The 25,644-nt window shown below is 45.9% G+C and carries 23 protein-coding genes; 19 read left to right on the top strand and 4 right to left on the bottom strand.

The genetic code is table 11. The features are described 5' to 3' along the window. Nucleotides 1-14: 14 nt before the first annotated feature. From FSB76_RS10195 to FSB76_RS10115, 17 genes are all read left to right on the top strand, one after another. A complete protein-coding gene (locus tag FSB76_RS10195; RefSeq protein WP_147053473.1) occupies nucleotides 15-530 on the top strand; it encodes a hypothetical protein in 516 nt (171 codons plus the stop codon). A 119-nt stretch (nucleotides 531-649) separates the two neighbouring features. Further along, entirely contained in the window at nucleotides 650-1,039 is a 390-nt protein-coding gene (locus FSB76_RS10190; protein WP_147053472.1) for a RidA family protein, read from the top strand. Nucleotides 1,040-1,193: 154 nt separating this feature from the next. Further along, complete coding sequence (locus tag FSB76_RS10185) at nucleotides 1,194-1,565, top strand: hypothetical protein (RefSeq protein WP_147053471.1); 372 nt, start codon at nucleotides 1,194-1,196, stop codon at nucleotides 1,563-1,565. A gap of 543 nt (nucleotides 1,566-2,108) precedes the next feature. After that, entirely contained in the window at nucleotides 2,109-2,498 is a 390-nt protein-coding gene (locus tag FSB76_RS10180) for a RidA family protein (RefSeq protein WP_147053470.1), read from the top strand. Nucleotides 2,499-2,535: 37 nt separating this feature from the next. After that, a complete protein-coding gene (locus FSB76_RS10175; protein WP_147053469.1) occupies nucleotides 2,536-3,195 on the top strand; it encodes a hypothetical protein in 660 nt (219 codons plus the stop codon). A gap of 309 nt (nucleotides 3,196-3,504) precedes the next feature. Beyond that, nucleotides 3,505-3,864: a hypothetical protein gene (locus FSB76_RS10170; RefSeq protein WP_147053468.1), complete on the top strand. Its 360-nt coding sequence runs from the start codon at nucleotides 3,505-3,507 to the stop codon at nucleotides 3,862-3,864. Nucleotides 3,865-3,931: 67 nt separating this feature from the next. Further along, nucleotides 3,932-8,413 carry a carbohydrate binding domain-containing protein gene (locus FSB76_RS10165; RefSeq protein ID WP_147053467.1) on the top strand — a complete coding sequence of 1,494 codons (4,482 nt, stop codon included), beginning with the start codon at nucleotides 3,932-3,934 and terminating at the stop codon, nucleotides 8,411-8,413. 45 nt (nucleotides 8,414-8,458) lie between these two features. Beyond that, nucleotides 8,459-12,049 (top strand): DUF6443 domain-containing protein, encoded by a 3,591-nt coding sequence (locus FSB76_RS10160; protein WP_147053466.1) that lies wholly within the window; start codon nucleotides 8,459-8,461, stop codon nucleotides 12,047-12,049. A 1-nt stretch (nucleotide 12,050) separates the two neighbouring features. Then, nucleotides 12,051-12,470, top strand: coding sequence for a DUF4265 domain-containing protein (locus FSB76_RS10155; protein WP_147053465.1), 420 nt, complete (start codon nucleotides 12,051-12,053; stop codon nucleotides 12,468-12,470). Nucleotides 12,471-12,812: 342 nt separating this feature from the next. Then, nucleotides 12,813-14,483, top strand: a complete 1,671-nt coding sequence (locus FSB76_RS10150; protein ID WP_147053464.1) for an RHS repeat domain-containing protein — start codon at nucleotides 12,813-12,815, stop codon at nucleotides 14,481-14,483. Nucleotides 14,484-14,487: 4 nt separating this feature from the next. Continuing rightward, nucleotides 14,488-14,910 (top strand): hypothetical protein, encoded by a 423-nt coding sequence (locus FSB76_RS10145; RefSeq protein ID WP_147053463.1) that lies wholly within the window; start codon nucleotides 14,488-14,490, stop codon nucleotides 14,908-14,910. Nucleotides 14,911-15,275: 365 nt separating this feature from the next. Then, on the top strand, nucleotides 15,276-17,033 hold the full coding sequence (locus FSB76_RS10140) for an RHS repeat domain-containing protein (RefSeq protein ID WP_147053462.1): 1,758 nt from the start codon (nucleotides 15,276-15,278) through the stop codon (nucleotides 17,031-17,033). A 4-nt stretch (nucleotides 17,034-17,037) separates the two neighbouring features. Then, complete coding sequence (locus FSB76_RS10135) at nucleotides 17,038-17,394, top strand: hypothetical protein (protein WP_147053461.1); 357 nt, start codon at nucleotides 17,038-17,040, stop codon at nucleotides 17,392-17,394. A gap of 5 nt (nucleotides 17,395-17,399) precedes the next feature. Next, nucleotides 17,400-18,029: an immunity protein Imm33 domain-containing protein gene (locus FSB76_RS32475; RefSeq protein WP_225976473.1), complete on the top strand. Its 630-nt coding sequence runs from the start codon at nucleotides 17,400-17,402 to the stop codon at nucleotides 18,027-18,029. 467 nt (nucleotides 18,030-18,496) lie between these two features. Beyond that, nucleotides 18,497-19,171, top strand: coding sequence for a transposase (locus FSB76_RS10125; RefSeq protein WP_147053460.1), 675 nt, complete (start codon nucleotides 18,497-18,499; stop codon nucleotides 19,169-19,171). A gap of 596 nt (nucleotides 19,172-19,767) precedes the next feature. Continuing rightward, entirely contained in the window at nucleotides 19,768-20,193 is a 426-nt protein-coding gene (locus tag FSB76_RS10120) for a hypothetical protein (RefSeq protein WP_147053459.1), read from the top strand. Then, entirely contained in the window at nucleotides 20,183-21,028 is an 846-nt protein-coding gene (locus FSB76_RS10115; protein ID WP_147053458.1) for an IS4 family transposase, read from the top strand. The genes FSB76_RS10120 and FSB76_RS10115 overlap by 11 nt, the downstream gene beginning before the upstream one ends. A 146-nt stretch (nucleotides 21,029-21,174) precedes the next feature. Here FSB76_RS10115 and FSB76_RS10110 read toward each other — a convergent pair whose 3' ends face one another. From FSB76_RS10110 to FSB76_RS10100, 3 genes are all read right to left on the bottom strand, one after another. Next, nucleotides 21,175-21,753 carry a Crp/Fnr family transcriptional regulator gene (locus tag FSB76_RS10110; RefSeq protein WP_147053457.1) on the bottom strand — a complete coding sequence of 193 codons (579 nt, stop codon included), beginning with the start codon at nucleotides 21,751-21,753 and terminating at the stop codon, nucleotides 21,175-21,177. Nucleotides 21,754-21,834: 81 nt separating this feature from the next. Further along, complete coding sequence (locus FSB76_RS10105; RefSeq protein ID WP_147053456.1) at nucleotides 21,835-22,140, bottom strand: NIPSNAP family protein; 306 nt, start codon at nucleotides 22,138-22,140, stop codon at nucleotides 21,835-21,837. An 18-nt stretch (nucleotides 22,141-22,158) separates the two neighbouring features. Continuing rightward, nucleotides 22,159-22,551: a DUF4267 domain-containing protein gene (locus FSB76_RS10100; RefSeq protein WP_147053455.1), complete on the bottom strand. Its 393-nt coding sequence runs from the start codon at nucleotides 22,549-22,551 to the stop codon at nucleotides 22,159-22,161. A 204-nt stretch (nucleotides 22,552-22,755) separates the two neighbouring features. On the opposite strand from FSB76_RS10100, the gene FSB76_RS10095 reads away from it, so the two are divergent. Continuing rightward, the gene (locus FSB76_RS10095; RefSeq protein WP_147053454.1) at nucleotides 22,756-23,874 is read left to right on the top strand and encodes a metallophosphoesterase family protein; all 1,119 of its coding nucleotides are present in this window, start codon (nucleotides 22,756-22,758) and stop codon (nucleotides 23,872-23,874) included. Here the strand turns inward: FSB76_RS10095 and FSB76_RS10090 are convergent. Further along, nucleotides 23,861-24,052, bottom strand: coding sequence for a hypothetical protein (locus FSB76_RS10090; RefSeq protein ID WP_147053453.1), 192 nt, complete (start codon nucleotides 24,050-24,052; stop codon nucleotides 23,861-23,863). The two genes, FSB76_RS10095 and FSB76_RS10090, sit on opposite strands and share 14 nt — an antisense overlap. 86 nt (nucleotides 24,053-24,138) lie before the next feature. Between FSB76_RS10090 and FSB76_RS10085 the strand changes: the two genes are divergently transcribed. Next, nucleotides 24,139-25,242, top strand: a complete 1,104-nt coding sequence (locus FSB76_RS10085; protein ID WP_147053452.1) for a TPM domain-containing protein — start codon at nucleotides 24,139-24,141, stop codon at nucleotides 25,240-25,242. The last annotated feature ends 402 nt before the right edge of the window (nucleotides 25,243-25,644 follow it).

The raw sequence follows: 25,644 nt of genomic DNA, 5'->3' as shown, positions 1-25,644 counted from the left end.
TAAAAAATAAACCTATGCTGCTGAGATCATTTGAACTTAAAGAGGGAAATTTCTTTATCGCCATGGAGTATTACGGACTTATCCTGAACCGTACTTTCGTGGTCATTATTCTTAACGACAGGCTTATCGGTTTAAAGGTTAGCGGGGCAATAAGTGCCGAGGGCGGTCATAACCCTTTTACTATCGCGGCCACACGGGCACTTGCGGTTAAGGGCGATTTGCAGAATCCTTTTGCCTATGTTAAACAAAAATATACCCGGCAATTGCTGGACGAGGACATTTTGGGCTCTGCGATATTAAAAGTGGATAGCGCTAATTTTGAAATATTTAAGCGCGACATCATTGAAGTAACATATGATGCCCGCAAAAAATGGGGCATGGGGCCATATCCGCACGATGGCAAAGTTTATGTAAAAACAGCCGGCAAAACCAGGGAGTTTATTATCCTCGGGGCGCAATCGGGTGAGGATATCAGGCGATGGATATTGGGCGATAAAAAAGCAAAAATGGACTTTGCTGTAACGGTTTAGCAAATTTGCCCCCTATAGCCGGTTAACAGGCCACCTAAATAAAACCGGTTTAGCAGCGCGGTATATCATGCATATTTTTTATATTTATAAGCCATAAATCACCTCAAAAACCTATCGCCATGTCATCAAAAATCAGCTTCAATACCGTTAAAATACCGCGTTTAAATACGTTTATCCCACAGGCTGTAATAGCAGGCGGTTTAATATACGTTTCGGGCATGGCAGGGCTTAATCCCGAAACCGGCAAATTGATTGACGATACTTTTGAAGGGCAGGCCCGGCAGGCTTTCACAAACATCCAAACCATACTGCAGGAAGCCGACAGCAGGATGGATAACATTGTAAAAACCACCATCTGGATGGTGAGCGGCCAGGACCCAACCTTTGCGGCCATTAATAAAGTTTATGGCGAATTCTTTCCCGAAAACCCACCGGCACGCAGCGCCCCGCAGGTAATGCCTTTTCCGGGTGGCATTCTTATTTCGGTGGAATGTGTGGCGCTGGTGTAGGGGGGTAAAGCGGCAACAAGGACCCTGAGGATTGTAGGAAAACATTGTCTAAAGGTCCGGTAGGTCGACTGGCACAGGCCTCGGGAGCTTCTATCGAGAGACTGCGGGGAGATAAAAATAAGTTGATTTTATTATATTTATAAAAATTAGTTGTATGGAAGATTGGCAAAAGGAACAAGAAAAAAAAGAGGCAAAAAAAGCAGCCGAATCAAATTTGCATTTTTCGGGATCTACCCATCAAGTTAATCAGGATTACGAAAGACGCAAAGAACAGAACGAGTATTTTAAAGCAGTTTTAGGCAAAAATAACAATATATCAACCCATCATTCAGAACCGCTCAATCTATCTACATCAAAAAGTCTGGAAGTCTCTGATTTTAACCCGATCGTGTTCGGCGTAATCATTTTTATAACAGTAGTAACCTCTTTCAATTTTATGCTGTATTCAATGCTGTTTTTGTCTTCTAGCCTGGGACTTTACATTTGGTATTTATTAAGAAAAGTTCAAAAAAGAAACAACCAATAGCTTTCATTCATTTTAACCAATTTCGATCATAAAAAATATAATTATCAGCCTTACGCGCATGTCTTGACTGTTGCTCTCTTATTACGGTGAGAGCTATTCAGCTTCTGGTCGGTGATAACACCGACCACAGGCTAAAGGGTTTTTAGTGTGCTAAGTCAAATGCCGTCGCAAGAATAAATTCAACAGCCCCTTAAATGAGGATTTTTGTTCTATTTTAGTTTGGAACTAAACCTTAAGCATTATGAGCAAGCCCATAAAAATAATTATTTCACTCCTTTGCATCATACTGGGGTATGTTTTTGGCTACATTTCATGGGGTGGCGTTTACAATTTTGGAGTATTCATTAACTCAACATTGTTTAGCCTTTCTCCTATATTAATAATTGTTGGCTTTGTTCTTTTTATTATGATTTTAACTAAAAAATAGAGTTTTGGCGAACTGATAATAAAAGCTACTGTAAATTATAGGTCATTACCTATTTAAATAAGTCATCCCATAGTTTTATCTTTATAAGCCATAAATCACCTCAAAAACCTATCGCCATGTCATCAAAAATCAGCTTCAACACCGGTAAAATACCGCGTTTAAATACGTTTATCCCACAGGCTGTAATAGCAGGCAGTTTAATATACGTTTCGGGCATGGCAGGGCTTAATCCCGAGACCGGCAAATTGATTGACGATACTTTTGAAGGGCAGGCCTGGCAGGCTTTTGCAAACATCCAAACCATACTGGATGAAGCCGGCAGCAATATGGATAACATCGTAAAAACCACCATCTGGATGGTGAGCGGCCAGGACCCAACCTTTGCGGCCATCAATAAAGTGTATGCCGAGTTCTTCCCAGAAAACCCGCCGGCACGCAGCGCCCCGCAGGTAATGCCCTTTCCGGGTGGTATCCTGGTTTCGGTGGAATGTTTGGCGCTGGTGTAGGGGATTGCAGCATATTGCACAATAATTTTCCGCACAAATGTTTGGATTATTTAAAAAGAATAAAAAACGAAAGACCTGGCCGATAACCGACTGGGAAATGTGCATCATGTACAATGCCCTAACCCAGTTGCCGGCCGGGTTTGCGCACCTGAAACAGCAGCTTGAATACCCGCTGTTTACAGTAGCTTCTACCGGCAATAGTACATACGATCGTGATTATATATCATTCAGTTTCGATCCGGATATCTACAAAGACTTTGAAAACCGGCGCATGCAAGATTATATGATCAGCAATATCAAAGTATCCAACATCGATAAAAGGATTTTTGATTATAGCATTCTGGTTGCTGCCGATGTTATTTGCGGCTATACGTTAAAAGGCTTCGACCAGTCGGTTATCGACCTGAATAGCGTTGATGTGAGCGCCTATACCAAAGTTTACTACCCCAATGCCGACTTTGATAAACTGGCCACTCTGTTAAACGCAGATGATATGAAAGAAATTAACCCCAGCGAAGTATACGAGGTAGTTTTAAACGACAAAACCTATTACCACATTAAAGACCTGGAAGATGGCGATTTCATTGGCATTGGCACCGATAAATTGATTTATACAATTACCCACGATCCGTTTGAAATTGTGCCGCTGGATGTAAGCTTAAAAAACGTATTTGATGACGATAAATTCAATCAATAAAGGCTAAGCAGGGCAATGCCTGCGGCCCAGGCTCAAACGCACAGACCGGTATCGATTGCAGAACTTAACACGAACTTCGGGGAATCTAAAACCTTTTGATTTAAAAATCCGTCATCGTCTGATACAACTGCTTGCTACTAAAAACAGGTACTGACAAGGTAGTGTCACCATTGTATTCAACCATCTTCGGTAAATTTGAAGTATCCCGGCACTCCGTGTTTTAACGGGGTGCCACCCGGTGAAAACACCTATTGTAAAACAATTTAAATACTATTAATTTTAGCATAAATTATTGATACCCCTATAAAAATGAAACCAGGAATCCTTATCACAACCCTATTATCGGGCTGCTTTGCATTGTGCTTTGTGGCCGCGACCAGCCTCGACGGCAAATGGACCGGCGCGCTTCGCCAGGCCGACAGCACCGCCTACCCATTAACCTATAATTTTACGCTCATCGGCGATTCCGTAGCTGGTACGGCTAAAAGCCCGCTTGGAGAGTTCCCGATTGACCAGGGCAAGCTTGATACCGCGGGGCTGCATTTTAAAGTTACCGTGAACGGGCTCGACGTGTACCACAACGGAACGGTGTACGCCGATTCTATCGGTATGAACATCAGCCTGAATGGTTCGGTGGTACATTGCACGCTTAACCGGGCTGGTAATTAAACAGGAGCTTTCATCATCATTCTTAAAATCCGCTGCTTTTAAAGATCCCACTTTTTTATTTTCATATATGAACCCTATCCTTAGAAACTTACTGCTTTTCTGTATTTTTATTGTGCCGTTTAAAACCTCGCTTGCCCAGGCTCCGACACTGGTCAAGGTAGTGCCACCGTCGCCCAATATGCAGGCCTTCCAGAAATACGGGAATATTCCCATAAGCAATTATACGGGCCTGCCCAATATCAGTATCCCGGTTTATACCATCAAGTTCAGGGATATCAGCTATCCTATCTCACTCAGCTACCATGCCTCGGGCATTAAAGTGGCCGAGGAAGCCAGCCAGGTAGGATTAGGCTGGGCGTTAAATGCATTAAGCTCCATTTCACGCAACGTCATCGGCGACGATGATTTTAACGGTTCCGTGTACTTTCACAGTACATTTAATAATCTCCCCGACTTTTCCGGTGGCCAGGGGCCGCGGGATGTCATCAGCCACGGCACCATCCTGAACCTGTTTAACAAGAACCAGTCGCCGACGATGTTTACCAAAGACCTTACAGCTGAGTTTAACAATGCGCCTCCGTATGATTTTCAGCCCGACCAGTATAACTATTCCCTTAACGGGCGTTCGGGCAAGTTTGTGCTGAACAGGGACTACCAGGCGATCATCGAGCGGCAGGAAAAACTACAGATTACTACAGTAACCGGCGGTGCCAGCTGGAAAATCGTATCGGACGACGGGTTTATATATGACTTTACGGCTTACGAAACCTACCACGATGAGGGAGGCGACCATAAATCGGCATGGTACCTTACCAAGATTACCTCGCCCGCCGGCAACAGTATCACGTTTAACTACACAACGGTGAACCGTACGGTAAAAACAATAGGCGGCTGGTCAGAAACCTGGGACTATTATGACCCGGCGGTAATCAGCGGCTTCAGCGACCAGCCCTATTTCCAGACGCACAATACGGGCCACCAGAGCGGAGCCGCACCGGGCAAGGAATATACGTTGCTGGTGCTGGATAATATTGACTTCAATACCGGCGTGGTTAAATTCAACTATTCGGACCGCGACGACCTGGTGGATGACAAGAAGCTGGATAATATATCTGTTTATACCAAAAACGCCGCAGGGGTAGTAAGCACCACGCCCTTAAAAACAATAACAATGACGTACGGCTATTTTGACCATGGCGATACGGATGACGACGCCGGAACCGGGAATGCCAACACCGCCAAGCGGCTGAAGCTGGTAAACGTACAGCAAACCGGTTATTACGGCGGAACGGCCGTTAGCGAAAACCCTTATACCTTCACGTATAACGAATCAAATTACCTGCCCTCCAAAGGCTCTTTCGCACGCGACCATTGGGGTTATTATAACGGTATTACCAATACGTCTACCCTGATACCCAGCGTGATTCCGCTGAGCTCTCCGGACCCGATCACGGCTTATATGGGGCTTCCGGGCCCGGAACGGGAGCCCAACGCCACCCTGGTGGGTACCTACGCGCTGTCCAGTATCCAGTACCCTACGGGCGGGACAACGGAGTTCCAGTTTGAGGCTAATGATTTTGACGAGCAGCAATCGAGGGTGAACGATTTCAGCTATTTTAACAAAACCTTTACCGTGCAATCCAAATCGGTGACGCTGAACTACGACAACCAGGTAGGGCAAAAGGTGACACCATCAGATACCCTGGATATCTCGGACGAGTATATGTACGTACCCAACCCGCTGCAACCGAGCGCCAATAGCACGGTTTCGGTACGGATAGTGATCCGCTTTTCGGACCTCAGCGCCTGTACCAACATGCCAAACCCGTTCCCGACCACGGATAAGCTGACATTTGATTTTTATGACGTGACGGGCACTACGCTGATGTTTCATAAGGATGCCTCCTACTTTCCGACCTGTTCTGGTGGCGGTACGGATAACTGCATGACCTGCAGCGGCCCTGCCTTTACTTATAACATGAATAACCTGACGCTGCCGCCCGCAAAGTATAAGCTGAAAGTGCATGTTGATCCATCCTTTTCGGCCATCCAGGACATTCACTTCACATTTACTTATTATACGCAAACCGGCTCACAGAATTCAGGTGCGGTAGCGGGCAATTCAACATACACCACCGGCGGTGGGCTGCGTATTAAAAGGATCATAGATCACGATGCGGCCAACCCGGCGAATATTAACGTTAAAAAATTCAACTACCACTATTTTGCCAACAAGGATGGCTCCGGCACCAAAGAGTATACATATGGCAGGCGGATGTCGCACCCGGTTTATACTAATTTTACATTTTCGTATGATACCCAGGTAAGGCATTATGGCTCGCTGACACAGGTAGCCCCCGTCCTGGGCACGCACATGATGCGCTCGGCCGACAGTAATATTCCGCTGAACGGCTCCGCTGGTGGCGCGGTGGTCGGGTACGACCAGGTAGAGGTGCTGGAAGGGGAAAACGGCGAGAACGGCAAGACGGTTTACACCTACGTTAACCAGCCCGATCACGTATCCGACTACAGCCAGTACAGCCTGCCCGTGCAGGCCCCCTTTGCGTCGAACGTGCCGGAGTTGGGGAACGGTAACCTGCTGTCGGAAGTAACCTATAAGAATGTTTCGGGGCAGTTTGTGAAAGTAAAGGAGTTGACGAATACTTATTACGAAACCCCGGCCATCCAGAATGATGCATACGGTTTGGAATGCCGGGTACCCACCGGGTATCATTTTGAGGATGGCGCGCTGTCGACACAACTGCCGATAAGCCCGGACAACCGCGACATCGTGACCTATTTTTCGTTGCGGTCGAAATTCAGCTACCTGGGCCAAACCAATCAAAAGATCTACGATCCGCTGGATAATACCAATACCAAATATGCCGAAACCAACACCGTATATAATTACGACAACCCCCAGCACCTGCAACTCACCAGTGCAGTTACCAGCAACAGCAAGGGCGAAACAGTAACAACCTACAACAAGTACCCGCTGGATTACACCCTCACCGGAACGGTTACCGATTCGACAGCCCTGGGTATAAGCAAGCTGGTGGCAAAAAACCTGGTTAAACCGCTGATAGAAAAATATGTAAAAATAACTAACGCCGACGGCAGCAACGCGCGGGTAACCAATGCCTTGTTTACCAAGTACAAAACAACCATGCCTATGCCGGATGTGATGCAGATGGATAACAGCATTACCCCCATAACCGGTTTTACGCCGGCATCAATTACGGCCAGCGCCACGATAACAGACAGCCGTTATAAACCCTATGTGGTGTTTGACAACTACGATTCATGGGGAAACCTTGTGCAGCAGCATAAGTACCTGGGCGCCAACGATGCGTATATATGGGGCTATAACAATCAATATCCCATAGCGCAGGCCAGCAACGCCAGATACAACGAGATCATGTTCAGCAGTTTTGATGAGCCGGTTGGCTGGGATGCTAACCTGACGGCATACGATGCCACGTTTAAGCGCACCGGGGTATCTTCGGGCAGGATAGACGATGCCTCTGCCACCGAGCTATACAGCATGGGCACGAAGTGGCTTGCGATATCGCTGACCGCGGCTAAGAAGTACCACTACTCTGCCTGGGTATACAGCAACGGTCCGAGCGCAGACCTCGTGCTTTTCATGAAGCGGGCAGGTGAAACCGGCTACTATTCCTACATTGACTTCGTCAGCACATCGGTAACCGGCAAATGGACGTACATCGAGAAAGACTTCCTGGTGCCTGCCGACGTCACCCAGCTGAACATCCGCATCGACAACAATGGCGCATTAAACGGCGGCACCAAGGTATGGTTTGATGACGTGAGGCTGTACCCATCGGACGCGCAGATGAGTACTTATACCTACGAGCCGCTGGTAGGTATGACCAGCGCTACCGACGCCCGGAACATGACCACCTATTACGAATACGATGGGCTGGCCAGGCTGCTGAACATTAAGGATCAGAACGGCAAGATACTGAAAAACTACAGCTATAACTATGTATCGCTGGCGCCGGTGTGGACAGATAACGGCACCACGATGTGCGTACAGTCGGGCGGCGCCAATACAGGCGAGCAGCAGAAGCAGCAGGCCGATACCAACCCCCTGAGCGTCACCTACAACCAGACCCGGTGGGTAAGCAACGGTACCAATACCACCGCGTGCCCCCTGCCTGCAACTGTTTATGTAAAGCAAACGGTAGGCAGCACCAGCGTAAGCAACGGGCTAACGTATAACACGCTGAAGTTTAATACCTACAGCGATGCCAATTGCACTGTTTTGGTAAACGCGCCGGTTACCCTTACGGTTAATTACAGCTATGTAACCAGCCGCTCGTATGCCGATGGGCGCACGCCAAACCCCGAGGTGACTACTACCAATGCCACGATTACCATAACGGCGGGCACCAACCAGGCAACCAGCGGATCGATCATCATTTCGGGCTGCTTCGGCACGGCGGATAAGCAGATCTGCTACACGCCCAGTACACAGATAACCGTACAGCCAGGCACCGGCTATATACCGGTAAACCCCGAGAACTAATAATTCCATCATGGTATAACCTTAAACACTTATTCAGACAAACAAATGGAATTGCCAAAAAAAATATATAAGAGTTTCCTGCTAATGGCAGGAGTGTTTTTCACCGTAAGCGCGACGCACGGCCAAACCTCCACCCAAAACTACATCCGTACCAGGGTGCCGCGCGTACCCATCGCTACCAATACCCGGCTTGACCAGCTGACGGGGGTCAAGGATTCTGTAATGACGACGATAGACTACGTGGACGGCCTTGGCCGGCCGCTGCAAACGGTACAGATGCAGGCATCGCCTGCGGGGTACGACGTGATTCTGCCCCATACTTATGATGCCTTTGGGAGGGAAGCCGTAACGTATTTGCCCTACCGGACAACCAATACCAGCTACGGCGCTTACCGCAGCGACGCACTTACCACGGGTGCGGGTGTAAGGGCTTTTTATAATCCGGCAAACGGTACCGCCGAGGGGCAGCAGACGAGCGGGGTGGTGCTTACGCCTTATCCATATTCGGTTACCGGCTTTGAGGCCTCGCCACTGAACACGGTAATTGAGCAGGGTGCGCCCGGGCAGGCCTGGCAGCCCGGGGCCGCGCCGGATGCGGCCAGCAACAAAAATACGCTGCGCATGGTTCAAACCATCAACGACCAAAGCGCATTCAGCACCACTAACGTCACCTCGTCCAATACCGGCAGCCGGATGGCGGCCCTGTATACCGCGACGGTGAACACCAACGGCAGCCGGTTGCTGGTACGCGCAGGCAATACGGCCACCTACGGCAGCGGGCAGCTGTTTGTGAGTATTGCCCGCAACGAAAACTGGAAACCAACCGACGGTTGCTTTGGCACCACGGAGGAGTACAAGGATAAGGACGGCCATGTAGTGCTTAAACGGACGTATAACATTAAAGGCAGCACGGCCCAGATGCTGAGCACCTATTACGTGTATGACGACATTGGGAACCTGTGCTTCGTGCTGCCGCCGGGGGCAAAGCCGGACTCGGCGGCCGCTATCAGCAAAAGCACTCTTGACAACTTCTGCTACCAATACCGCTACGATGCCCGGGGCAGGCTATTCCAAAAAAAAGTGCCGGGCAAAGGATGGGAATTTACCATTTACAATGCGCTTGACCAGGCTATAGCTACCCAGGATTCGGTACAGCGGATGAAGGCGAGCCAGGAATGGACGATAACCAAGTACGACGCGCTGGGCAGGCCGGTGATTACGGGTATTTTTCAGAACGGCAGCAGCGGTACCGATAACCACGTAGCCGTGCAGGCGCTGGCCGATGCGGTTACCACGCTTTGGGAGGCTCCCGCTACCACGGGCAGCACCGGCTACACGGGCAATGCCTGGCCCAATACCTATACCACAACGCTCACGGTGTCTTATTATGACCTGTATACCAACGTACTCGGTATTCCGTCGTTGTACAACCAGCAAAGCAATACGCTGTACACCAAGCGGACAACCGGTTTACAAACCGCGACGAAAACCCTGGTGCTGAACACCACGGGCGATTACCTGTGGACGGTGCCCTATTACAACGAGGACGGGCAGGTGATCCGCACGTTCAGCCAGCATTACGTGGGCGGCTCGTCGGCACTGAGCCAGTACAACTACGACGACGTGGCCACCGGGTACAACTTTAATAAGCAGGTAGCGTTCACCTATCACTTGCACTACGTCGCCAACGCCGCCAGGACGTCCCCGGTGCAGAAGCTGATGTCGTCCGAGGGGTTTTCCTACGACCACATGGGCAGGCGCAGGTCGGCCACCAGCCAACTGCAGGACAGCACCAACGCCGTCCAGGGCACCATACGGGTATCGGCGGCCTATTACAACGAGTTGGGGCAGCTGACCAGGAAGGGGCTGCATGCCATCAACGGCACATTGAACTTCCTGCAGAACGTAGACTACCGCTACAACGCGCGGGGCTGGCTGACGAACATCAACAATCCCACCCTAAGCGCCGACGGCGGGATCACCAATACTGATACCAACGACCAGTTTGGCATGGAGCTGAAGTACGACAACGCTGCAACGCCGCAGTACAACGGCAACATCGGCAGCACCACGGTGAAGACTGCGGCCCTGTCGGGCACCAGCTACCCGGCCCTTACCTATAACTATGCTTACGACAAGCTGAACCGGCTGACCAACGCCGTGAGTACCACTACCACAACCAACGACAATTTTTATAATGAGAACGTGACCTACGACGTGATGGGCAACATCACGAAGCTGAACAGGTACGACAAGCCTGCAAGCTCCCGCATAGCGATTGACAGCCTGACGTACACATACGTAAGTGGGAACAAGATAGATCGGATCGACGAACTTGGCACGGCAGCGGGCTTCATCAACGGCGCGAACCAGGCGGCGGAATACACCTATGACGGCAACGGCAACCAGCTGATGGACCTGAACAAGGGGCTTACCCAAACCTACAACATGCTCAACCTGCCGCAGACGGCGGTCAGGGCAGGCATATCGGTTGCCTACATCTACGATGCCGCGGGCAGGAAACTGAGGAAGCTGTCGACAAGCGGAAGCACGACCACTGTCACGGAGTACGTGAACGGCATCCAGTACGAATATACCGGAACCTATCCCGTGATTTCCTTTATCCAGACGGAGGAAGGCCGGGCGAGGAAAAACGGAACGGTGTACAAATACGAGTACGACCTGAAGGACCACCTGGGCAACACCAGGCTGACCACCACCTGGGATCCGACGGACGCGGCGAACCAGCTTACGCCGCTGAATTCGCAAAGAAATGATTATTATGCGTTTGGGTATACCATACAAAGTTTGATCGGCACTTTGCCAAGTTCTCCAAATCACTATCTTTACAATCACAAGGAGCTGCAGGACGAGACCGGGCTATATGATTATGGCGCAAGGTTCTATGACCCGGTGATTGGTAGGTGGACGAGTGTTGATCCATTGGCGGAAGAGGAAAGAAGGGCTTCCCTATACAACTATACCTTTGATGACCCTATTAGACATACAGATCCTGATGGGATGTTTGGGGAAGATATCAATGATGGCGGCGAGGGTGACTGTTGCGGAGATCCTACTACAGCTGCAAAAGTTACTGCCGGTGGTATCATGGGTGGAGGCTTGGCATTAGGTGGGACTATTGCACTGGGGGGAGCTCCAACTGGACCTGGAAATGCGTTAACATTGCCTGTTGCTGGGGTTGTTATAGTTGGTGCAGCAGCTGGTGCTGGATTCATGTGGGTCATGGATAAGATATTTAATAGCAACAGTAATGCGTCACAGAGCAGCAGTAATGCATCACAATCCCAATCCCCAAATACGACTCAAAGAAAGGATAGTCCAACAAGTTTAGAAGAAAAAGCTGCTAAACTAAACCAGAAAGACAGATCCGGCAAGGATTTTACACCAGCTGGATCAAAAGTGGTAAAGGATTTAAACGCAGAAAAAAATAACGGAACAATGCATTGTGATAGCTGTGGCGTTGTTGTTGAACCTGCTAAACAACATAAAAAAGGTGTAACTCCTCCTGATAATGAAGCGCATGTTGATCACGACAAACGAAAGAGACATGGCGGAAGAGGCAATCCAGATAATGGAAAAGTTAAATGCCGAAAATGTAATTTAGATAAAGGTTAATATGAAAGATAAAGTATTGTTAGTCTATAAAGATGAAGAGAACTATCAAATAGAAAGTGTTTGGTCGACAAAAGTTGGAAATTACTACAGGATTGATAACATACCCTTTTTTGCTAAGAATATAGCACCAGGTGATATCGTATCAATACAAGATGATGATGGTCAGCTGTTTTTTGATGAGTTAATAGAAGCCTCCGGGAATAGTGTAGTCCGAATCATTTTCTTTAGCGAGAATGACATTACTCGTGTAACAAAAGAATTAGAAATGCTTGGTTGTAATTGGGAAGGAAGTCATCTAAATAAATTGATCTCTATTGAAATTCCCAAAAGCATTCCCTATGGTATAGTTAAAAAGTATTTAGAGCATGGGCTTAAAGCGGGTATTTTTGACTACCAAGAAGCATGTTTAGGCTTTAAGTGATTATTCCAGCTACCGTGAGGGCTTTTGAACCCTCAGCTACCGCAAGCCTCCAGGCTTGTGGTACGCTGATAGGTAAACGCTGTGCTACGTAATGAATATGCCAATCCCGGGTGCACGTTTCATCCGGGATTTTGTATTTTTAAACGGAGTAAAGGAGTAATACAAGAACATTAATGTTAACAACAAAATTGTTGACTGCCCTAAAGGCATGGCGTATACTTAGCATGTGGGCGCACAAGCCTGGAGGCTTGCGGCAGCGGGGGCTGGCTCACGAACATCAACAACCCCAACCTAAGCGCCGACGGCGGGACCACCAATACCGATACCAACGACCAGTTTGGCATGGAGCTGAAGTACGACAACGCGGCAACGCCGCAGTACAACGGCAACATCGGCAGCACCACGGTGAAGACTGCGGCCCTGTCGGGCACCAGCTACCCGGCCCTTACCTATAACTACGTCTACGACAAGCTGAACAGGCTGACCAACGCCGTGAGTACCACTACCACAGCCAACGACAATTTTTATAATGAGAACGCGACCTACGACGTGATGGGCAACATCACGAAGCTGAACAGGTATGATAAACCGTCGACGACCAGGATAGCCATAGACAGCCTGACGTACACTTATGTAAGTGGGAATAAGATTGACCGGGTAGACGATCTCGGTACAACGGCTGGTTTTAACAACGCGGTAAGCCAGGCGGGAGAGTATACCTACGATGGCAACGGCAACCAGCTGATGGACCTGAACAAGGGGCTTACCCAAACCTACAACATGCTGAACCTGCCGCAGACGGCGGTCGGGGCAGGCATATCGGTTGCCTACATCTACGATGCCGCGGGCAGGAAACTGAGGAAGCTGTCGACAAGCGGAAGCACGACCATTGTCACGGAGTACGTGAACGGCATCCAGTACGAATATACCGGGACCTATCCCGTGATTTCCTTTATCCAGACCGAAGAAGGCAGGGCGAGGAAAAACGGAACGGTGTACAAATACGAGTACGACCTGAAGGACCACCTGGGCAACACCAGGCTGACCACCACCTGGGACCCGTCGGACGCGGTGAACCAGCTTACACCGCTGAATTCGCAAAGAAATGATTATTATGCGTTTGGGTATACCATACAAAGTTTGATCGGTACTTTGCCAAGTTCGCCAAATCACTATCTTTACAATCACAAGGAGTTGCAGGATGAGACGGGGCTTTACGATTATGGCGCAAGGTTCTATGATCCGGTGATTGGGAGATGGACGAGTGTGGATCCGCTGGCGGAGAAAGGCAGGCGTGAAACGCCATACGGTTATGCTTTTGATGATCCGATGCGTTTTACAGATCCGGACGGAATGTGGCCGGATTGGGGCGCTTTGGTAAATGCAGTGAAAGGTTGGTTCAATACTCCGACCAAGTTTGCCAGTGATGTTTCCGCTGGTTATCAAACTTCAATGGGCATGGTGCCGGCTGGAACAGAAAAGGCAACAAATGGAACAGCAGTTATGTGGGCTATTGCTGCCGGAGTTAATGCCTACTCAAGTCAATATAATACTGGAAGTAGATTTGAGATTGAAAGTCCCGTAAATACTCCAAAAGTCAATGCTCAACCCGAAGTACCTGAGGCTGCAGTAGCACCAAAGACTTCGGCTCATACGGAACCTGAAGCACCCCAAGGAGGAGCTTATAAAGACCTTTCGGTAGGGACGGATGAGCAAAGACATCATTTAGTGGCTGATGCCGTCAGCCCTGTCAGCAAGAAAGCAGGACCATCGATAGTCATGAAAACTACCGATCATGTCCTTACAGGAAGCTGGGGTAATTTCAAAGAATCAAAGGCTTTCCAGGCTAAGCAATATGAAATGATTTCGCAAGGCAATTTTGAAGGCGCGATGAACATGGGTATTGAAGACGTTCAGGCGAAATTCGGCACAAAATATGATGTCGGCATACAGCAAGCGAAAGCTTATGCAGATAAGTTAAATAAAGCAAAGACATCAACAACCAAAGAATAAAAATATGGATTACACAATAAAGCCATATGAGTCTCTCGGAAATATCACTTTGGGACTACATAGAAATGAAATCAGGAAACTCCTAAAAGAGCCTAATATTGAATTTTACCGTAACCAATTTTCTAAAACCCCAACTGATTTTTTCGAAAATTTAGGGCTTTTTATAGGTTATGATGAAGATTTTTTATGTGAGGCAATAGAAATAGTGAAGCCCGCAAATCCGATTTTGTTTACGATTGAACTGTTAAACTTGCCCTATGCATCGGTCGAAGAGCAAATTGCAGAGTGGGACGATGGGTTAGAGATTACGTATACAGGCTTTACATCTTATAAATTCGGTGTAGGTGTGTATGCCCCGAACAGAGATGATTCTCCGAATGAAGTTAGCGAATCGGTAATTGTGTTTAAGAAAGGGTATTACGATTAGTACCCCCGCTACCGCGAGGGCTTTTTGAACGCTACCGCAGGCCTCCTGGCCTGTGGTACCTCCAGCTACCGCAAGCGTTTTTCTTTCGCTGCCGCAAGGCTTGCGCTGCCGCAAGTCTCCTGGCTTGTGGCCCGCTGATAGGTAAACGCCATGCTAAGTTAAGTAATAAATATGCAACACTCGGATGATTAATTTCATCCGGGTGTTTTTGTATACCCGCAGCTCGCGTAAAGGATAGAAACGGGTACCGGCCTGTGGCTAAGGCCTGTGTAGTATGAGTGAATAGCCTGACCCTGCTTCTACCGGCAGGGGTACGCCATTATTAAGTCAAAAGTTAAAATTTAAAAGTCAAAAACCAACATTACGTGGACGGCTCGTCGTCGCTGAGCCAGTACAACTACGACGACGTGACAACCGGGTACAACTTCGTAAAGCAGGTGATATCCAATTTAAGGCGGCATTATGTCGCCAACGCCGCCAAAACCTCCCCCATTCAGAAACTACTGTCGTCGGAAGGCTACTCCTACGACCACATGGGCAGGCGCAGATCGAACTCCAGCCAGCTTCAGGACAGCACCAACACCATCCAGGGGGCTGTACGGGTATCGCTGGCCAGTTACAACGAGATAGGCCAGCTGACCAAAAAAGGCCTGCATTCCATCAACGGTACCTCCAACTTCCTGCAGAACGTAGACTACCGCTACAACCCAAGGGGTTGGCTGACGAACATCAACAACCCCACCCTAAGTGTCGACGGCGGGATTACCAATACCGATACCAACGACCAGTTTGGCATGGAGCTGAAGTACGACAACGCGGCAACGCCGCAGTACAACGGAAACATTGGCAGCACCACGGTGAAGACGACGGCCCTGTCGGGCACCAGCTACCCGGCCCTTACCTATAACTACGCCTACGACAAGCTGAACCGGCTGACCAACGCGGTGAGCACCACCACGACCCCCAACGACAATTTTTATAATGAGAACGTGACCTACGACGTGATGGGCAACATCACGAAGCTGAACAGGTACGACAAGCCTGCAAGCTCCCGCATAGCGATTGACAGCCTGACGTACACATACGTAAGTGGGAACAAGATAGATCGGATCGACGAACTGGGCACGGCAGCGGGCTTCATCAACGGCGCGAACCAGGCGGCAGAATACACCTATGACGGCAACGGCAACCAGCTGATGGACCTGAACAAGGGGCTTACCCAAACCTACAACATGCTCAACCTGCCGCAGACGGCGGTCAGGGCAGGCATATCGGTCGCCTACATCTACGATGCCGCGGGCAGGAAGCTGAGGAAGCTGTCGACAAGCGGAAGCACGACCACTGTCACGGAGTACGTGAACGGCATCCAGTACGAATATACCGGGACCTATCCCGTGATTTCTTTTATCCAGACCGAAGAAGGGAGGGCGAGGAAAAACGGAACGGTGTACAAATACGAGTACGACCTGAAGGACCACCTGGGCAACACCAGGCTGACCACCACCTGGGACCCGTCGGACGCGGCGAATCAGCTTACGCCGCTGAATTCGCAAAGAAATGATTATTATGCGTTTGGGTATACCATACAAAGTTTGATCGGTACTTTGCCAAGTTCTCCAAATCACTATCTTTACAATCACAAGGAGTTGCAGGACGAGACGAGGCTATACGATTACGGCGCGAGGTTCTATGATCCGGTGATTGGAAGGTGGGGAGCGGTTGACCCGTTGGCTGAGAAAGGGAGACGATGGTCGCCTTACGTTTATGGTTTTGATGACCCAATAAGGTTTGAAGATCCTGATGGTATGTGGCCTGATTGGCAAGCATGGGGTCATGAAATCAAGCAAAGTTTCGTTGGCCACTACCAGGCAATTAAACAGGTTTTAACTACCAACCCTCTAACGACAGCGAAGAAGGCATTAGTGGGAATGGCGATTAACGCTCAAAAGCACCCCGTAGAAACTATATTAAATGCTGCTACAGGAGGAAATTACGATAGAGCAAAAGAAAGCTTTACGCTTATTAAGTCGGTTGTAACAGACAACGCTAAAACCGGAGGACCAATAATTGGTAATAGCACGGCAAATGTTGTAGATGTTGCGGGCAGGAGCTGCCGTAAGTAAAGCTATGACTCCCTTAGCAAATTTAGTTCGTGAAGGAGCTGCCGCAGATTTATCTGGCTTGACCAAGCCGGTTAGTACATTAGAACCCGGACCATTTGCAGGGGAATCTATTCCCGCTCGTGGCGCCACGCGTAATTTTACGCTTGATGAGCGAGCAGCAATGAATCAGATCGGATACGACACAGGATGTCATACTTGTGGTACTACTGACCCCGGCACAAAAAGCGGAAATTTTGTACTTGATCATCAACCACCAAATGCATTGACACCTGCGGGAGGCTCTCAAGATTTATATCCTCAATGTATTGGTTGCAGTCTAAGGCAAGCAGGGGAAGTTACCCAGGCTAAAAAGAAATTATAGATAACATGAGAATTATTAGAACTATTAGAATAACAAATCAAAATAATTATTTAATTACAACAGGTTTAAAGCGATTTATTGGGTTTGAACTTAGACTTATGACATGCGAAAAAGATGAAAATCAATATATACAGTTATTAACCTATCTTATTAACTATTTTCTCGATTATAAGCCTATAATAAATGACAATCAGACTATTGCCTATCATTCATGGATTCTAAAGTTTATATTTATAAATAAAACAATTAATTTATTTGAAGCTCAATCAAATGGCGATGGTTTTATTGAAGGGGCTGAGTATGGCATAACCGTTGTTTCAGAGCAAATAAAAGAATGCCAGGATCAAAATAGCATTCCTATATTCCCTTTATTTAACCAAATGATAGTAATATCAGAAGGGGTTCTTGAAGGAGATTTTGTTGATGCCGTCCGATATCCTTCACCACAACATATGACAGGATGGTGGTTAACGACTAATCTTTACAATAACGATATTAAAACATTAAAAACCATTCATTACCATCATTTGGCATTTAAGCGCCCAGATCTTATTAAATATTTGGCGTTACCTTTTGGATTCCGATTTTTATCCGAAAATAAAATGATTTGGTTTGACGAAGGGGTTTTATCTTAAATATCAAAGTTGGTGCACGCTTGTCATGGCCGTTCGCACTAGGTGAATAAACGAAAATGTTTGAAATCTTGCCAATAAAATTTGTACTACAAAGGTCAAAAACCGAACTTCCATATGTAAGAATCTGTCTAAAAACGTAAATTATTCATTGCCGTTGACTTCAGTCAACGGTAAAAAAATTATAATTGCTGGCTTTAGCCAAATTATTCAAGCGGACTTTGGCTAAAGCCACTCACCTTTCAGCCATTATTCCGTTGACTAAAGTCAACGGCAATGATTTTTAAGTGATACATAAATAATCTAAATCAAATTTAGACAGCCTCTAAGAGTCTGTCTAAAAACGGTTAAATAAAGTTGGTATGTGTTGAAAAGTGAGTAAAAAGGCCATCGCCAAATGGATGAATAGTCACTAATTGTGAATAACAACAAACGCAATTAGTATGACAAATTATCCAACAATTTAAGCGATCCATCTTGACGATGTACTTGAAAAAATTGATAATAACCTTAAAGATTACGGTCTTGCTGTAGAAGAGATCATTGCTGATGCCAATTATAGCAGTTCGGATGCCTTACAACGCCTTATTTCCAGGGGCATTACCGGGTATATTCCCAATACCGGAACCTATAAGCAAGAGCGCGATGGCTTTAAATATGATGAAGAAAATGACCGATACATATGCAACCAGGGAAATACTTTAAAGTTCATTGGCTACAAGAAACATCACTGTGTTTCAAAAACCTACATGAGCAAAAGATCTGATTGCAAAAAGTGCGCTATTCGTGAAAAATGTATTGGTAGGGCAAGCTATAAAATGCTAACTAACTCGTTAAACAGGCCATTATTTGATGACATGCATAAACGAATACATGAGGACTATGGAAGGCAAATGATGACCATCAGAAAAAGTACAGTAGAGCCAGTAATTGCCACATTAGTAGAATACTTAGGAATGCAGAAAGTGCATACGATCGGTATTAAACTAGCCAATAAATGTATGATAATGGCGGGAATTGCTCACAATCTTAAGAAGTTAATTAAATATGGAGGGAATAGGCTCTGGCAGGAGATTTTAAGCTTACTAGAGCCTTTTAAGACATCTGATTTTATTACGCTTAAATTAGATGTCAGGCTAAAATGACAGCACAACTTGGTTTATTGTTCGTTGAGGCTTCGTTGTGCAACGACCACCTCCAGGCCTGTGTACGCATGCTAGGCCGGGTGCTTGTTGGATAATATAAAGCTGTAGAATAAACAGAGCCTGGCGGAGATGCCGGGCTTTGTTATTTAATGTGCGTAAGCTTTACCGGTTTTAGCATCGCGTATAATGGCATTAGCCAGGAATATGAGTTTATCTTTAACGGAGGGTTCCTGTTTTCCGTAGAGTTCCGCTGTTCGAATGTCTCCGACTTCGAACGGGTATGCTTGTAGTTTGTAACTACAGTATTTTCGCTAAATGAATATGCAACATCCGGATGTTTAATTTCATCCGGGTGTTTTTGTATACCGGCGGTTCGCAATAGGGATAGCAGCGAATACCGGCCTCGCGCTTAATGCCCAATGTTATTAAGTTAAGAAATAACCATCTGTAAATCAATTATTTACTTTAAAAATTCACTTATTTTTCCTATATTAAACTCATAATCAATTAGTTAAATTGGAAAAAAAACTCCATATTTTATCGTAGAAAAATTGAGAGAAGCGCTATCAGACCAAGAACTGATAGCTAAGTTTAAGATGGAAAAAGAGGATTTTACCCGTAACAGAAAACAACCGTTTATGGCTGTGTTGCTTTTAATGATTAACCAGTTAAAAAAGAGCCTGGCTATTGAAATTGATGGCTTTGTTCGTTATTTCAATGATAAGTTCTCTGCTGGGATAACACATTTTACTTCGAGTGCCTTTATACAAAACAGGAAAAAAATCAATCCCGATGTTTTTAAGCATTTAACAGGTGTTATCATTAAAAATTTTTACACAAAGGATAACGATGAATTAAAGCTGTTAAATGGATTTCGCGTACTGGCCTGTGACTCCTCGAATCTTACACTTCCTTTTACCAAAGAGTTTAAAGAACGTTATGGGGTGGTTAAAAATGCAAGCACTTTAGATGTCGCCCAAGCTAAAATATCAGTCTTATATGATGTATTAAATGAATTATGATGTATTAAATGAATTGGTATTAGATATAGATTTGGATAAGTCCCGTTTTTCTGAACGCGACCTGGCATTGCGCCACAAGCACCATTGGCAAGCAAACGACCTGATCATTTATGACAGAGGATATCCTTCTTTTGAATTTATAAATGAACATGTACAGGCCAGTATTAATTACCTGATGAGGGTAAAAACATGTCATTCAAACCTTATAAAAGCATTTGTTGCCAGTGGCAAAAAGTCTGAAATAGCAATAATGTGTCCAGATCAGGATAAATCGTTCAAAGGGAAACCTTATACCAGAAAACACACTATTCAGGTTCGCTTAATTCGTGTCGATTTGCCTGGAAGTGAAACAGAGATATTGATAACGAGCTTGTTAGATAGTCGCAAATATCCTGCAAAAATGTTCATGAAGCTTTATTTCATGAGATGGGGAGTGGAAACTTTTTATGATGAGCTTAAAAACAAACTAAAGGTTGAGTACTTCTCCGGCTATTCAGATACCGCTATATGCCAGGATCTGTTTTGTGCCGTTTTTATCAGTAATCTACAATCTATTATAGTTAACGGGCTTGACGATGATCTCGAACGTATCAATGAAAAACGGGAGCTTACTTATAAGATAAATACCAATGTATCTTACGGGTTATTGAAAAACAGAGTATTAGACTTACTTTGTCAAAAAACGCCATTAGATCATATTTACAAAGAACTGGAAGACCTGTTTATCAAGCATACTATACCGATTAGAAACAATCGCACAAATCCTCGACACACAGAAAAATATCGATATAAAGCTAAACCCAAAGTCACCAAAAACCACCGAGATACTATATGATTTTTCTTAACTTAATGACATTGGCTTAATGCCTGCGGCCGTATAAGCGAATAGCCCGGGCCGCAGGCATTGCCATTATTTTCAGCCTGTGGTCGGTGTTATCACCTAATTGTCACCTAACAAAGCTGCGCACCTGGCTTAACAAATCAGAACTGTGTAAAAATTCTTTTACGTATACGGCTGAGTGATTGTGGTTTTACCCCAACAAATGAGGCGATATGGTACTGGGAAATCCTTTGCTGCAGATCGGCATGATTTTTCAAAAAACGCTCGTAACGGAGTTCAGGTGTTTCTGAATATAACGAACTGATGTCCTGTAGCATTTTTACGAAAACTGCTTCGATGGCCATCCTGCCAAAACGCTCGCCGCCACTAACATTCGCATAAAATAGTTGAAGGTCGGCGTGCGAGATCACAAATACGATACTGTCCTCTAAAGCCTGAATGTTTTTTGAAGATGGGGCCTGGGGCAGAAAACTTTCATAGTTACATACAAATTCATTTTCCTGGGAAAAGTCGTATATTTTTTCTTCTCCGTCATGGTTAATATAGAACCGCATTAATCCTTTTGCTACAAATCCTACTTGTTTGCAAATCCGTCCTTCTTCTAAAAAATATTCTCCCTTTTTGTAAGTTTTCTCCTTAAATAACGAGGTTACGGTATCTATCTCTTCCGGGCTGAGCGTAATCACCTTTTGTATGCTGTTTAGCAAGCTATTTATCATATCATCATTTGAACTATATCAAAACCAAAAATACACAACCTGCTAACAAGTTGTGTAGCAATCCAGGTGCGGCAAAACCGGTTAGCTTGCACACCTTAAAATTTTGGTTTCTACGTTTGTAATTTTGTTTCTGTCAAAGTCTGCGGTATCGGCGGCAAACTCCGGGCTTTTCAAATAGCGTTCGGTCATTTCATCCACATCGGCATTGTCTGGAAAAGATACGAGGGCGATAACCTGGTTGGCGATGCCGGGGGTATTGCCGATCCAAACACCTTTGACGGCGAAGCCAAACTTCGGAAGGTTTATCCTGTGCCTGGCCCAGTTTGTTGTAAAATACTGTGCGGCTGTTTCTTTATCAGCAAGCGTATAAATTCTTAATTGTTCCATGATGTTTATTTTTACTGTTTATAATGATTTTGTTTGGGGTTTTGCTGTTAATAACAGGATGCCCACCACCGAACAAATGATGCTTGCTACGATATGTGGCGTCGCTTGTTGCAAACCCGTATAGCTTTTACCAAGTACAGTCAGCATATCTGAAACCGGGATGATGGTAGCCACAAACAACATTACGCCAAGGGCGCGGCGCTCCTTCATCAGAACCAATGCGCATAACAGGATCCCGGAAAATATATCCCTTATACCTTTGATGTGATGAAAGGCGTAATCCCCATTGGCGTTAAAGCGGATGCCGAAAGCGGCTGTTGCTACTTCGGGAGAGAAAAAAAAGCGGGCTCCCAGGAATACCATTCCCAGGCCAAGTAAAAATGCAATTGCATAAGAAATTTTTGTTGTCATGATTGTTTGTTTTAAATAATGAAACAAAATTATGCCCGCCAAACTCGGCATTCATGCACCTGGGTTAACAAATCCGGTTATGGTACCGTTTTTTGAAATAACCTAATCAGTAAAAGTAATATTGCCCTGTTCCTTTGATAATCTGTATGCTTTAAGTAACTTGGCTATACAACACTTAAATCTGCACCCAATCACCAATTCAATATGAAAAAGCTGCTTCTATTATTGCTTACCGCGCTGGCGCTGCCGGGTTACGCCCAAACAAAATCTATACTTGTATTATCAGATGTGCATGTTAATTTAAGCTTAGGCAATACCAACTCCTATCATTTGGATGCCGACAGTACGCTTTTCCTTTCGGCAATTAACAGTGTTGGTTCCCAAAAATTCCCCTTCATTATTTTGCCCGGCGATATGTTGTGGCACGAGAAAGGGCCAATAAAAAAACATGATACTGCCGTTATGAAGCAAACATTTAAGTATGTGCTTGACCATTTGAAAAAATTAGATAAAAATGCAGTTATTTTACCTGCCCTGGGCAATAATGACTGCATTGATCATGATAGTTCTGACAGGGCAACCAATGCCTTGTTTTATAACGCGATGTTACGCCCGATAGACCATAACCATGCAATATACAGGGATTTTATGGCTGGTGGCTATTACAAATACAGCAAAGGCGATTGGACGTTCATTATGCTTAACACAGTGATTTTTTTAAGTTCGGCATCTGACCCGGGCGTTAAGGCGAAAAAAGAATTATCATGGTTGGGCGCGGCATTACAGGATGCTAAACGGACGCATAAAAAGGTTTGGATGGTTTATCATGTTCCGCCCGGAATGGACAGGTACAGCAATACACCGTCATGGCACAACAACGTCGAGAACATGTATTTAGATACTATAAAGAAATACGCACAGGTTATCAGGTTTCAGTTGGCCGGGCATACCCACATGGACGATTACAGGCTAATAACCAATAAAGGAAGGCTAATTTCTTACATCGATATTGCCCCGGGACTATGTTCAAGAAATGGGAACAATCCCGCGTACCAGGTTATACAATACAATAGCACGAGTAAGGTTGTAAACAGAGTGAATACTTACTACACGGATTCGTTACATCGCGACTGGCATACTTTCGCCTTTAAGGATTTCAGTTTTAAATTCCTGACGTCGGCCTATGATCCTGCAAGTGTGGAAGGCAAGCGTTTTGTAGAGAACTATTTTACCAACAGGAAGCAAAAGAAGCCGAAGGAAGGTGAGCAAATTATTGCCTGGGATCCGCGCTTCTACCAACAATCGGCAATTAAAATAAAGTAGTTTTTAGACGGGATACCGACTTGGTGGCTAAGGCCATTGCAGTACAAGTGGATAGCCTGGCGCTCCTGATAAAATCGGGGCGTACGCCATTATTATACTTGCTAAAAAAATCAAAAACAAACACCACCAGAAACTTCCGGTTACCATATTGTTTTAACGCTATTCCACTTAACTGCAAATCAATTTATTTCTTAAAAGGCACTCGTTGTTTTAAGAAATAAATATATCTTGAGCCTGAATCTTATCACATAATTTGAAACTTCGATGAAGCGCATTTTTACTTTCATTTTGTTGTTGCCAGCGTTACTTGCCGTAGCACAAATACCCAGGCCATTAAAAAATACCTATGTAAATGATTTTGCACATGTATTAACCAAAGCGGATATTAAATTATTAAACCAGCAGATATTTAAAGTAGAGAAAGAATCGGGCATACAGCTGGCTGTTGTGCTGGTAAAAAAACTCCCGGCCCAATATGATATTAAAGATTTTTCGCTGCTGGTCGGCCGTAAATGGCATGTAGGAACTCAAAAAAGGGGCCTGGTTTATGTAGCGGCCATTAACCAGCACCTGCAGCGTATTGAAGTAGCCCGCAATCTCGATTCGGTTTTTACCGGCCCAAAATGCGCGGCGATACTGGCAGCCATGAAAGATGCCTACCGCAACCAGGATTATACCGGCGGGCTGCAAATTTTAGTGACCAAAGTACATGACGAGGTTGCCCCTGCAGCTACCCCCGCCGTGCAAAACCCGGCAACAGCTACGCCGCAAGCCGGAGCACCGGCGCCAGATGACAACGATACCTTACACCTGATGATAGGATTGCTGGCCATTTTTGGGTTGCCCTTGTTGCTGTTTATATATTTTTATAGCCGCAGGCTTAGGCAAAACCGCATAAACCGGTTTTACAACACGCAACAAAACAACCCTGGCTATAACCCTAATTATAATCAGCCACCCAACTATGGGCCAAATAATTATGGCGCCAATAATTACGGACCAGGATATGGCCCTGGCTATGGCCAGCCACAAACGGGTAGCAGGGCCTTGCGCAATTTTGCTGCCGGGGCTATAATAGGCGGCGCGGCCGGTTACGCCGCCCGCGCAATTCAGGATAATATGAATGCTGATAATCAGCAAAACTTTAACAATGATAATATGCCCCCGGCCGATAACCAGCCGCTGGATGATAATGATAATACGCCCGGCAATTGGGGTAACTGGGGTTCGGGCGATAGTTCAGGCGGCGGTTCTGATTATGACAGCTCGTCGGGCAGTTCGTACGATAGTTCGGGCGATAGTGGCAGCTCAGGTGATAGCGGCTTTAGCAGCAGCGATGACAGCAGCGGCGCCACTTCAAGCTGGTAGGGCTTGATAAACCGGTTTGATTGAAGCTTTGATCATAATACTTGCTCGTGGGGATCAATGGGCCATTGTAGTGTTGGAGCCTGATGGGTGTAGATTGAATTTTTGTTAAAACTTTCCAGGCAGGTTTGGTTGAGTTGCTGGCATAAAAAACGCAGATATTTACCGTTCCCCCCGAGGTTAAATTGTTGCGCAAAAGCATTATTGCCTTTTTTAAAGTGTATCCTTCTTTATCTAACGATGTTTTAAAATTTGAAGGGACTTGTTTTTGAGTGCCGGGGCTTCGTCTGTCGAGTTAAATGGGGCCATATTAAAACTATCCTAAGTGATAATTACTTGTAATCTCCCTGGCCTGAGGATGCCCTTATCCAGCAATATCCGTAATTGGGTTTTGCTGATTGGATT

Origin of the sequence: Mucilaginibacter ginsenosidivorax, assembly GCF_007971525.1 — a bacterium.
GTDB lineage: Bacteria > Bacteroidota > Bacteroidia > Sphingobacteriales > Sphingobacteriaceae > Mucilaginibacter > Mucilaginibacter ginsenosidivorax.
Note: the sequence above shows the minus strand (reverse complement) of the source record. Positions and strands in the feature narration are given on the sequence as shown.

Excerpts from the sequence above, each read along its gene's own strand:
- FSB76_RS10195 (WP_147053473.1), top strand. The coding sequence starts at position 15 with ATGCTGCTGAGATCATTTGAACTTAAAGAGGGAAATTTCTTTATCGCC.
- FSB76_RS10190 (WP_147053472.1), top strand. The coding sequence starts at position 650 with ATGTCATCAAAAATCAGCTTCAATACCGTTAAAATACCGCGTTTAAAT.
- FSB76_RS10185 (WP_147053471.1), top strand. The coding sequence starts at position 1,194 with ATGGAAGATTGGCAAAAGGAACAAGAAAAAAAAGAGGCAAAAAAAGCA.
- FSB76_RS10180 (WP_147053470.1), top strand. The coding sequence starts at position 2,109 with ATGTCATCAAAAATCAGCTTCAACACCGGTAAAATACCGCGTTTAAAT.
- FSB76_RS10175 (WP_147053469.1), top strand. The coding sequence starts at position 2,536 with ATGTTTGGATTATTTAAAAAGAATAAAAAACGAAAGACCTGGCCGATA.
- FSB76_RS10170 (WP_147053468.1), top strand. The coding sequence starts at position 3,505 with ATGAAACCAGGAATCCTTATCACAACCCTATTATCGGGCTGCTTTGCA.
- FSB76_RS10165 (WP_147053467.1), top strand. The coding sequence starts at position 3,932 with ATGAACCCTATCCTTAGAAACTTACTGCTTTTCTGTATTTTTATTGTG.
- FSB76_RS10160 (WP_147053466.1), top strand. The coding sequence starts at position 8,459 with ATGGAATTGCCAAAAAAAATATATAAGAGTTTCCTGCTAATGGCAGGA.
- FSB76_RS10155 (WP_147053465.1), top strand. The coding sequence starts at position 12,051 with ATGAAAGATAAAGTATTGTTAGTCTATAAAGATGAAGAGAACTATCAA.
- FSB76_RS10150 (WP_147053464.1), top strand. The coding sequence starts at position 12,813 with ATGGAGCTGAAGTACGACAACGCGGCAACGCCGCAGTACAACGGCAAC.
- FSB76_RS10145 (WP_147053463.1), top strand. The coding sequence starts at position 14,488 with ATGGATTACACAATAAAGCCATATGAGTCTCTCGGAAATATCACTTTG.
- FSB76_RS10135 (WP_147053461.1), top strand. The coding sequence starts at position 17,038 with ATGACTCCCTTAGCAAATTTAGTTCGTGAAGGAGCTGCCGCAGATTTA.
- FSB76_RS32475 (WP_225976473.1), top strand. The coding sequence starts at position 17,400 with ATGAGAATTATTAGAACTATTAGAATAACAAATCAAAATAATTATTTA.
- FSB76_RS10120 (WP_147053459.1), top strand. The coding sequence starts at position 19,768 with ATGGAAAAAGAGGATTTTACCCGTAACAGAAAACAACCGTTTATGGCT.
- FSB76_RS10115 (WP_147053458.1), top strand. The coding sequence starts at position 20,183 with ATGAATTATGATGTATTAAATGAATTGGTATTAGATATAGATTTGGAT.
- FSB76_RS10110 (WP_147053457.1), bottom strand. The coding sequence starts at position 21,753 with ATGATAAATAGCTTGCTAAACAGCATACAAAAGGTGATTACGCTCAGC.
- FSB76_RS10105 (WP_147053456.1), bottom strand. The coding sequence starts at position 22,140 with ATGGAACAATTAAGAATTTATACGCTTGCTGATAAAGAAACAGCCGCA.
- FSB76_RS10100 (WP_147053455.1), bottom strand. The coding sequence starts at position 22,551 with ATGACAACAAAAATTTCTTATGCAATTGCATTTTTACTTGGCCTGGGA.
- FSB76_RS10095 (WP_147053454.1), top strand. The coding sequence starts at position 22,756 with ATGAAAAAGCTGCTTCTATTATTGCTTACCGCGCTGGCGCTGCCGGGT.
- FSB76_RS10085 (WP_147053452.1), top strand. The coding sequence starts at position 24,139 with ATGAAGCGCATTTTTACTTTCATTTTGTTGTTGCCAGCGTTACTTGCC.